The organism is Kitasatospora sp. SC0581 (assembly GCF_048159585.1).
Lineage (GTDB): Bacteria > Actinomycetota > Actinomycetes > Streptomycetales > Streptomycetaceae > Kitasatospora.
Window position 1 is genome coordinate 1 of the sequence record NZ_JBLRWA010000139.1, and the last position, 451, is coordinate 451.

The following is a 451-nucleotide window of genomic DNA, read 5'->3' on the forward strand; positions in this document are numbered from 1 at the left end:
CCCGCCGGGACTCCTGCCGCGCCGCCTTCTTGCGCCCGCGCAGCGATACGGGAAGGGCCCACAGCTGGTACTTGTCGCCGCCCTCGCTGAAGACCTCGTTGGAGTACGCGGAGCGGAACGACTCGACCTGCGCCCAGGGCAGCACGATCAGGCGGAAGGGATTGCGCACCCGCATCCGGTCGTCGCCGGCGAAGACGGCGGGCCGCACCGTGTACGCGGCGATCAGCGGGACCAGGAAGAGCAGCGCCGCGGCCGCCGTCCACGGTGTACGCCCCTCGCCCGCGACCACGGCGTCGATGCCGAGCCACAGGGCGAGGGCGAGCAGCAGGACGCCACCGGCGATGCCCGCGGGCGAGCGGTAGACGCGGTCCTTGGGCGCGGGCACCTGCGGCTCCGGCTGCGGCGAGGGGGGCTGGGACTCCGGGGTCGTCATGCTGCCGATTGTGCCCGA

At 73.8% G+C, this 451-nt stretch carries 1 protein-coding gene; it reads right to left on the reverse strand.

Annotated elements, in window-relative coordinates; genetic code table 11:
* On the reverse strand, positions 1-433 hold a 433-nt coding region (locus ACLWS4_RS37465; protein ID WP_416876496.1), incomplete at its 3' end, for a PH domain-containing protein.
* Positions 434-451 lie beyond the last annotated feature (18 nt).